This is a genomic window from Blastochloris sulfoviridis, from assembly GCF_008630065.1.
Taxonomy (GTDB): domain Bacteria; phylum Pseudomonadota; class Alphaproteobacteria; order Rhizobiales; family Xanthobacteraceae; genus Blastochloris; species Blastochloris sulfoviridis.
Map to the genome: position 1 here is coordinate 206209 of NZ_VWPL01000003.1, position 8359 is coordinate 214567.

At 69.2% G+C, this 8359-nt stretch carries 6 protein-coding genes and 1 other RNA gene; 4 read left to right on the plus strand and 3 right to left on the minus strand.

The window, feature by feature from the left end:
- Position 1 precedes the first annotated feature (1 nt).
- Positions 2–184: a DUF4169 family protein gene (locus tag F1193_RS02955; RefSeq protein WP_150096179.1), complete on the minus strand. Its 183-nt coding sequence runs from the start codon at positions 182–184 to the stop codon at positions 2–4.
- Positions 185–998: 814 nt separating this feature from the next.
- On the opposite strand from F1193_RS02955, the gene fumC reads away from it, so the two are divergent.
- A complete protein-coding gene (fumC, locus tag F1193_RS02960; protein ID WP_150096180.1) occupies positions 999–2399 on the plus strand; it encodes a class II fumarate hydratase in 1401 nt (466 codons plus the stop codon).
- A 310-nt stretch (positions 2400–2709) separates the two neighbouring features.
- On the opposite strand, the gene F1193_RS02965 is transcribed toward fumC, so the two are convergent.
- On the minus strand, positions 2710–3504 hold the full coding sequence (locus F1193_RS02965; protein WP_150096181.1) for a thymidylate synthase: 795 nt from the start codon (positions 3502–3504) through the stop codon (positions 2710–2712).
- 96 nt (positions 3505–3600) lie between these two features.
- Between F1193_RS02965 and ssrA the strand changes: the two genes are divergently transcribed.
- From ssrA to F1193_RS02980, 3 genes are all read left to right on the plus strand, one after another.
- Positions 3601–3964: a transfer-messenger RNA gene (gene ssrA, locus F1193_RS02970) on the plus strand.
- A 73-nt stretch (positions 3965–4037) separates the two neighbouring features.
- On the plus strand, positions 4038–4628 hold the full coding sequence (locus F1193_RS02975; RefSeq protein ID WP_150096182.1) for an SspB family protein: 591 nt from the start codon (positions 4038–4040) through the stop codon (positions 4626–4628).
- A gap of 4 nt (positions 4629–4632) precedes the next feature.
- Positions 4633–5145, plus strand: coding sequence for a dihydrofolate reductase (locus F1193_RS02980; RefSeq protein ID WP_150096183.1), 513 nt, complete (start codon positions 4633–4635; stop codon positions 5143–5145).
- Here the strand turns inward: F1193_RS02980 and F1193_RS02985 are convergent.
- Positions 5123–7630, minus strand: coding sequence for an AsmA family protein (locus F1193_RS02985; protein ID WP_150096184.1), 2508 nt, complete (start codon positions 7628–7630; stop codon positions 5123–5125). The two genes, F1193_RS02980 and F1193_RS02985, sit on opposite strands and share 23 nt — an antisense overlap.
- Positions 7631–8359 lie beyond the last annotated feature (729 nt).

Genomic DNA, 8359 nt, shown 5'->3' on the forward strand with positions numbered 1-8359 from the left:
CTCATTCGCCCTTTTCACGCTTATGCGCATCAAGGAAGCGGTCGGCCTTGGCCCGCCGCGTTTCCTCATTGTCTCGTTCGGCCTTGGTTTGGCCGTGGCGCAGCCTGTTGCCGGCAGCAGCCGCGCTGGCTGCAGCGCGCACCTTTTTCTTGCGTGCCTGCCGCAGGTTGATCACCTCAGTCATGAACGACAGGCCCGGTGCCCCACTGCCAAACCGGATGCGCCTGCGGCAAGACGAATGCAGGCCGAAGCGATGCACATCCTGGATGTTATGAATTTATACCGATTCTGCTCGTCAAGGTAAAGTTCCGGCACCCACTCCCTCCCCCTCCGCTCCGCCAAGGTTAAGCGTTGAGCGATATTGATGTATTCTAATTCACCACGTTCCGGAAGACTCCCCAGCAGAATACCGCTGATGCGCAAAGCGCGGTCATACAGTCATTTCGCAATATCGAATATCCTTCGCCACGGACCCAATTCCCAGGTGACGCACGCGGATTCCCAGGCCGGCTTCCGATGCGGCAGAATCGCGCCCCACGTTCCCCTTTCTGGCCGAAAACGACGCAAAGCGAACTGCGGCGAGACGGCGCGGCCGGCCCTTCTCCACATGCCAAAAGCTGTTCGTGGCCAAGGGCCTTCGGCGCAACCTCGGCTGTGCAATCGTGACATGATCTTTCATACGGTTTCCGGCTGATCAAGCCGGAGAACCGTATTCAAATCGCCGAAAATCCCGTTTCCGAACAAGAGGTTTTCGGCGAGACCGGTTCCGGTATCCCGAAGGGATCAACCGGACACCGTATCCGAACCTGTGTGTTGCGGACCCCGTGTGATATGAGCGCTCCGCCTTTCACGAACGCCGGCTCACCTGCGCGCCGGCGCTTCGCCTTCCGCGCGCCGAGAAGCCCGGTGTCATCACCGTGCCTTCGCGGCGACCTGGGGAGCTGCAACCGCGCCGCGGTCGTCCGCTTCCCGCCTCAGACCAACGGACCGTTCCCGACATGACGACGCGCCCACAGACCCGCACCGAAACCGACACGTTTGGCCCGATCGAGGTCCCGGCCGACCGCTACTGGGGCGCCCAGACGCAGCGCTCGCTCGGCAATTTCAAGATCGGCTGGGAGAGGCAGCCGCTGCCGGTGGTGCGCGCGCTCGGCATCGTCAAGCGCGCGAGCGCCGAGACCAATCGCGACCTCGGCCGGCTCGATCCCAAGATCGCCGACGCCATCGTCACCGCCGCGCAGGAGGTGATCGACGGCCGGCTCGACGACCACTTCCCGCTGGTGGTGTGGCAGACCGGCTCGGGCACCCAGTCCAACATGAACGCCAATGAGGTGATCTCGAACCGCGCCATCGAGATGCTGGGCGGGGTGATGGGCTCCAAGACGCCGGTGCACCCCAACGACCACGTCAATATGAGCCAGTCGTCGAACGACACCTATCCCACGGCGATGCACATCGCCGGCGCCGAGGAGATCGTCCGCCGCCTGCTGCCGGCGCTGCGCCACCTGCACGCCGCCCTCGACGCCAAGGCCAAGGCGTTCGCCCACATCATCAAGATCGGCCGCACCCATACCCAGGACGCCACGCCCCTCACCCTCGGCCAGGAGTTCTCGGGCTACGCCCAGCAAATCGAGAACGGCATCGCCCGCATCGAGCTGACCCTGCCGGGCCTGATGCAGCTCGCCCAGGGCGGCACCGCCGTCGGCACCGGCCTCAACGCACCCGTGGGCTTTGCCGAGAAGGTGGCCGCGCGCATTGCCGCCATCACCGGCCTGCCCTTCACCTCGGCGCCCAACAAGTTCGAGGCGCTCGCCGCCCACGACGCCATGGTGTTCACCCACGGCGCCATCAACACGGTGGCGGCCGCGCTGTTCAAGATCGCCAACGACATCCGCCTTCTGGGCTCCGGCCCGCGCTCGGGCCTCGGCGAACTGTCGCTGCCCGAGAACGAGCCCGGCTCCTCGATCATGCCCGGCAAGGTCAACCCGACCCAGTGCGAGGCGATGACCATGGTGTGCGCCCACATCTTCGGCAACCAGGCGTCCATCACGTTTGCCGGCAGCCAGGGCCACTTCGAGCTCAACGTCTACAATCCGGTGATGGCCTACAACCTCCTGCAGTCGGTCCGGCTGATGGCCGACGCGGCGGTGAGCTTCACCGACAATTGCGTGGTGGGCATCCAGGCCCGCGAGGACAACATCAAGGCGGCGCTCGACCGCTCGCTGATGCTGGTCACCGCGCTCGCCCCCAAGATCGGCTACGACAACGCCGCCAAGATCGCCAAGACCGCGCACAAGAACGGCACCACGCTGCGCCAGGAGGCGGTGGGCGGCGGCTACGTCACCGACGCCGAGTTCGACGCCATCGTCCGGCCGGAGAAGATGATCGCGCCGGAGTGAACGGTTTCTGGCCTGAAGGGCCTTAACATCCGCTCGTCGTCCCGGGCGAACGGCGAAGCCGTGAGACCCGGGATCGTCATGCAGAAGAAGTCCCCTTCCTGAAAATGGTCCCGACTCGCGCTTCGCTTGGCCGGGACGACGACTCTTTCCGCGTCACCCCGGGCGAGGCGGAGCCGAGACCCGGGGTCGTCATCCGAAAAATGGATCTCGTCTTGAAGACGGTCCCGGCTCGCGCGGCGGATGCTGAGCATCCCGCCGCTTGGCCGGGACGACAGATTCTCGGCCCCGCCGCCGTTTTCCGGTGTCCGTCTCACACCGCCACGGCGGCCTTGATGTGCGGGTGCGGGTCGTAGCCCTCGATAACGACGTCCTCGAGGCGGAAGGCGAAGAGGTCGCGCACGTCCGGGTTCAGCCGCAGCGTCGGCAGCGGCCGCGGCGAACGGGACAGCTGCAGCCGCGCCTGGTCGAGGTGGTTGAGATAGAGGTGGGCGTCGCCGAAGGTGTGGACGAATTCGCCCGGCTCAAGCCCCGCCACCTGCGCCACCATGTGGGTGAGCAGCGCGTAGGAGGCGATGTTGAACGGCACGCCGAGAAACACATCGGCCGAGCGCTGATAGAGCTGGCAGGACAGCCGCCCCGCCGCGACATAGAATTGGAATAGGCAGTGGCAGGGCGGCAGCGCCATGTCCGGCACCTCCGCCGGGTTCCAGGCGGTGACGATCAGCCGGCGCGAATCGGGATTGCGGCGCAACTGGTCGAGGAGGTCGGCGATCTGGTCGACGGTGCGCCCGTCGCCGGACGGCCAGGAACGCCACTGCCGGCCATAGACCGGGCCCAATTCGCCCTCGCCATTCGCCCATTCGTCCCAGATCGTGACGCCGTGCTCGTGCAGGTACTTGATGTTGGTGTCGCCACGCAGGAACCACAGCAGCTCGACGATGATCGATTTCAGATGCAGCTTCTTGGTGGTGACCAGCGGAAAGCCATTGGCGAGGTCGAAGCGCATCTGATGGCCGAACACCGAGCGCGTGCCGGTGCCGGTGCGGTCGCGCTTCTCCACCCCCTCTTCGAGGATGCGGGCCATCAGGTCGAGATACTGGCGCATGGGGGCTGCTCGCGTGTCGGACGGCTCTCTATAGCCCGTCCATGTCGGAGGTTTCAGCCACCCTGTGGATGACGACGCGCGACGCAGCGCGCTTGCGCCCTTCCTTTGCCGACCGTCCACCCCTATATTCAGCGGGCCGGCGCAAGTCGGCTATGGCGATAAATGGCTATCGGAATAAACCCATCGGACCCGGGGGCGGTACCCGGCGCCTCCACCCCAGCCGGTTCTGCAGCGGATCAGGCCGGCTGCGGCGGGGGCGAAATAGGATCGACGAGGGCGTAAAGGGTGTGCTTTCGCTCGGCATGGTTCCGCCGTTATCGGGCCATTAGTGTAGTTGCGAATGACAACTATGCGCCGGTTGCTCAGGCCGCGTGACGCGGTTTGAAAGACCACTTAAAGTCCTAGTGCCTTGCGCGTACTAGGCGGGGTTCGGAGGCACCTGGCAACAGAAGCCTCCACTCACGCCCCCGGCGTGGCCTCCCTGAAGTCTACTGGGCGTGACGCCGTTCGGGCGTAAAAAATTTGATCAACGCATGACCGTCGACCATATCCGCTACGATCTTCTCGCCCAGGACGCGCTGCGCGGCGTCGTGCGCCGCGTGCTGCAGGACGTCATGCGCGACGGCCTGCCGGGCGAGCATCATTTCTACATCGCCTTCGACACAAGGGCGCCGGGCGTGCGGCTGTCGCCGCGCCTGCTGGAGCGCTATCCTGAAGAGATGACTATCATCCTGCAGCACCAGTTCTGGGACCTGTCGGTCTCGGACTATGGCTTCGAGGTGGGCCTGTCGTTTGCCGGCATCCCGGAGCGGCTGTTCGTGCCGTTCAGCGCGCTCAAGGGGTTCTTCGATCCCTCGGTGCAGTTCGGGCTGCAGTTCGAGGTGGTCGACGATGCCGCCGCATCGGCCGAGCCGGGCGCCGAGGGCGCCGAGGCCGAGCCGCGGCCGGCGACGGAGACCCTGGAAGGCAGGCCGCGCGGGTCGGTCCCGGTCACCGGCGTGCCGCAGGCGCTGCCCGCGCACGAGGCGGGCGAGACGCCCATCGGCCAGGATACCGGCACCGGCGAAGGCCAGAACGAGGGCGGCGCCACCATCGTGCGGCTCGACACCTTCCGGAAGAAATGACGGCATGGCGGCGGCGATCGTCATCGTCGCGGCGGTCGCCGAGAACGGCGTGATCGGCCGGAACGCCGCCTTGCCCTGGCGATTGCCCAGCGACCTCAAGCATTTCAAGGCCACGACCCTGGGCCGGCCGCTGGTCATGGGCCGCAAGACCTATGCCAGCATCGGCCGGCCGCTGCCCGGGCGCCTTTCCATCGTCGTCACCCGCGACCGCGGCTTCGCCGCGCCCGGCGTGCTGGTTGCTGCATCGCTGCCGGCGGCGCTGCGGGCGGCTGAGGGCGAGGCGCTGCGCCGCGGCACCGACGAGATCATGGTGGTGGGCGGCGGCGAACTCTATGCCGAGGCGTTGCCGTTGGCCGACCGGCTGGTGCTGACCGAGGTGGCGGCGCGGCCGGAGGGCGACGTCCATTTTCCGCCGTTCGACCGCAGCCGGTGGCGGGAGACCGCGCGCATCGGCCCAGTCCAAGGCGAGGCCGACGAGGCGGCGATGAGCTTCGTCACCTACTGCCGCGCCGGCTGACCGAGGGCGCGCGCTCGGCCGCGGCCCGCGCGAGGGCTGCCATCACCGCGGACACGTCGATCTCCCGGCGCGGCGCCAGGAACGGCCCGCTCCAGCGCACCGCAAGCTCCGGCGAGCCCGGCAGGGTGATGTCGCGCGGCGAAATATCGAGCCGGGCCTGCAGCTTGCGCGCGTCGAAATCGAGTTCGGCCGAGCCGCGCAGCGTCGCCGCCGCGGTCTGTGTCCGCACCTCGCCGATACGCACCTGCCCGCCGGCAATCGTGAGCGTGGCCTCGACGCGCGGCAGGTCGAGCGGTCCCGCCGCCAGCGCGGCCTCGGCCGCGGCGCGCACCGCGCTCCCGGACGGCGCGGTCTTGCCGGCAAGGCCGGCGAGCACCGCCAGGGCGTCGGGCGACAGCCCCGGCCAGGACAGCGCCTCGACCTTCAGCGTGCCGTGCCCGGCGAGCGCGGCCGGAAGATCGGCGGGCGTGCGGGCGGTGCCGGCCGCTGCGATCTCGGCATCGAGCCGGCCGCTTGGCTTGGCGCCCCCCTCCTGAGCCGGCAGCAGCGCAAGGTCGGCGCCGCTGAGCGAGACGGCGAGGTCGGCGCTCACGCCCTCCTCGGACGTCACCATCGCCAGCCGGCCTTGCGCCTGACCGCCGGCAAATCTGCCTTCGTTGACAACAAGTTCGCTGCGCGGCGCGGCGTAAGTGAGCGTGCCCTTGGCATCCGCGACCGTCCAGCCCAGCGGCAGCGTCAGGCGCGGCGTCGTCAGTGTCAGGTCGAGCGCCACGGGGATTGCATCGCGGCCCAGCACCGCCAGAAGCTGCGGCAGGTCGATCCGGCCGGCGGCCAGCGCGCCGGCCAGCGGCAGCGGATCGCCTGTGCCGATGTCGAGCGCCCCCTTCAGCGGCGTGCCGGCGAGCTCGAGGTCGATCGCCTCGGCCCGCAGCGTGTCGCCGGTGCGCGTCAGCCACAGCGAGCCGGACACCGGCAGGGGCGAATCGTCCAGCGTGGGCAAGAGCTTGCCGAGGTCGCCCTTGGCGATGGCGAGCCCGAGATCCGGGTCGAGCCGTCCGTCGCGGAGGGCGAGCCGGCCGCGCGTCTCCGCCTCCAGGGCCGGCAGCGACAGCCGCGCCTCCAGCTCCCCGGCGCCGCCGCTCTGGCCGTTCCAGTTGAGGCCGAGCCGGGCGTCGCCCGCGGGCAGATCGAGGCCGGCCAGCGACGCCCACATGCGGGCGCTGCCGCCCGAGAGCGCGACGCTCGCGACCACCGTCTCCGGCGCGTCGAGCGGCACGCCGGCCCGCACATTGACGGCACCCAAACCGGTGCTTCCGCGCAGCCCGACGGCGACCATGCGGGCCGCCTCCTCGGGCGAAATATCGCCTTCCACCAACAGGTTGCCGGCGACGATGTCGACCGTGAGCCGCGCCGGCACCAGCGCTGCGGCCAGCCGCCGGGCAAACGCCTGCGGCAGCGCCGCGGCCCCGGCCAGCGCCTGGAGCCCGGCGGTGCCGTCGGCGACGAGATCGAGCCGGATGCGGCCTTCGACCTCGCCGTCGAGGCGCGCGAGCCGGCCCTGCGCCGTCGCCGTCAGACCGCCGAAATCGGCGACGCCGAGACGCTCGATCGCCAGCGTTGCGGCGCCGTAGACGAGCCTTGCCTCGACGCGCCGCGCCGTTACATCGGCGTAGCGCAGCGAATCGGCGCCGATGTTCAGCCGCACCTCGCCGCCGCCCACCAGGGCCCGGAGAAACCCGGCGGCACGGCTGAGCGCCGGCTGGGCGTCGAGGTCGAGCGACGCTGCGTCAAGTTCGGCGGTGAGAAGGCCGCCGGGCGCGCCCGCGCTGTCCCAGGCGATCCGGCCGGCGAGGCGCCCGCCCGGACTGTCGAGCTTGAGATCGTCGGCCGCGAGCCGCAGCCGCACCCCGTCCGCCTCGGCGGAGGCCGCGAGCCGGATGGCGGCGCCCACCCCGGCGATGGTCGCCCGGCCCTGCAGCCGCGCCAGCGCCTCGGGCTCGCGCAAATCGCCGGTGGCGTCGAGGTCGGTGATGGCGAGCGTGCGGCCGCCGGCGCGGTCGCGGAGCGCGATTTCCCCGCCCTCCACCACCAGCCGCCGGGCAGCGATGGGAATGGCGAGGCCGGCGAGCCCCGGCGCCCCGAGCGCCTCGCTATCGATCTCGATGCGGGGCTCGATCAGCACCAGCTCGCGCGCCTGGATCTCGCCGCGCAGCAGCGGCCAGAGCTCGAGGCTGCCGAACGCCTCGGCGGCGTCGAGCCGCCGGCCCTCGCCGCCGATCGTCACCTCGCGCAGCACGAAGCGCGGCGTCGGCAGCAACTGGGCGTCGATCGGGCCGGCGATGGCGACCCGCGCACCGAAGGCGCGGCCAAGCCGGGACTCGAGCAGCGCGCGCTGCGCCCCCCAATCGATCAGGAACGCCGCCGCCAGCGCGCCGAGACCGGCGACGACGACGACGATGGCGAGACCGAGCAGCTTCAACTTCATGGATGCTCCGGCGCGATGGATTCTCCGGCGCGTTCGCCGCCGGGCCGGCTGCGACGGCGATGGTCCGCACAGCCACGCTCCGCGCAAGAACAGGCCTCGCGCAGGAATTGTAGCTACAAAGAATATCACGCAGACGTGTCATAATGAAGAATAAGGCTCTGGCCGGACAAGCCTTCGAGCCACCGTCGGGCCGCCGAAAATCGCCCCTGTCGAACAAAGGATCGCCGCCATGGCGGTTTCCGGGGCCGCGAAGGATCGACCGACGGATCGACCGGACGTAATCCGGACCGCCGTGAGATGGCTTCCGTTTCACCCCCGCGGAAGAAGCGCTGGGCGGGAGCCGCGCTCCTTCCCTCTCCCACCCGGGCCGCGCTTGCGCGAGCCCGGGCGCAGGCTCTTGCGGGAGAGGGTGGCGAGACCAAGCGAAGCGAGGTCGAGCCGGGTGAGGGGGCTTCTCGCAGGCTGCGCGATTTCACCCCTCACCCGCCTCGCGATCTCATCGATCGCTCGGCACCCTCTCCCGCAAGGGGAGAGGGAAGAAAGAAGCCGGGCCCATCACCCGGAAATCGTCTCAGACCGGATCGGGCGGCATGCCGCCCGATCGTTTGCCGGCTACAGCGTCACCATCCCGCAGCGCCGACATCCTGGGGCGGGGGGCGCGAAGGAGAGAAAGACGCCCCCCCCCCCAAAACCCCAGAGGGAGTTTTATTATAAAAAAAACGAAGAAAA

What these genes read in the sequence shown, in the direction of transcription:
- F1193_RS02985 (WP_150096184.1), bottom strand. Translation starts at nt 7,630, where the DNA reads ATGAAGTTGAAGCTGCTCGGTCTCGCCATCGTCGTCGTCGTCGCCGGT.
- fumC (WP_150096180.1), top strand. Translation starts at nt 999, where the DNA reads ATGACGACGCGCCCACAGACCCGCACCGAAACCGACACGTTTGGCCCG.
- F1193_RS02955 (WP_150096179.1), bottom strand. Translation starts at nt 184, where the DNA reads ATGACTGAGGTGATCAACCTGCGGCAGGCACGCAAGAAAAAGGTGCGC.
- F1193_RS02975 (WP_150096182.1), top strand. Translation starts at nt 4,038, where the DNA reads ATGACCGTCGACCATATCCGCTACGATCTTCTCGCCCAGGACGCGCTG.
- F1193_RS02980 (WP_150096183.1), top strand. Translation starts at nt 4,633, where the DNA reads ATGGCGGCGGCGATCGTCATCGTCGCGGCGGTCGCCGAGAACGGCGTG.
- F1193_RS02965 (WP_150096181.1), bottom strand. Translation starts at nt 3,504, where the DNA reads ATGCGCCAGTATCTCGACCTGATGGCCCGCATCCTCGAAGAGGGGGTG.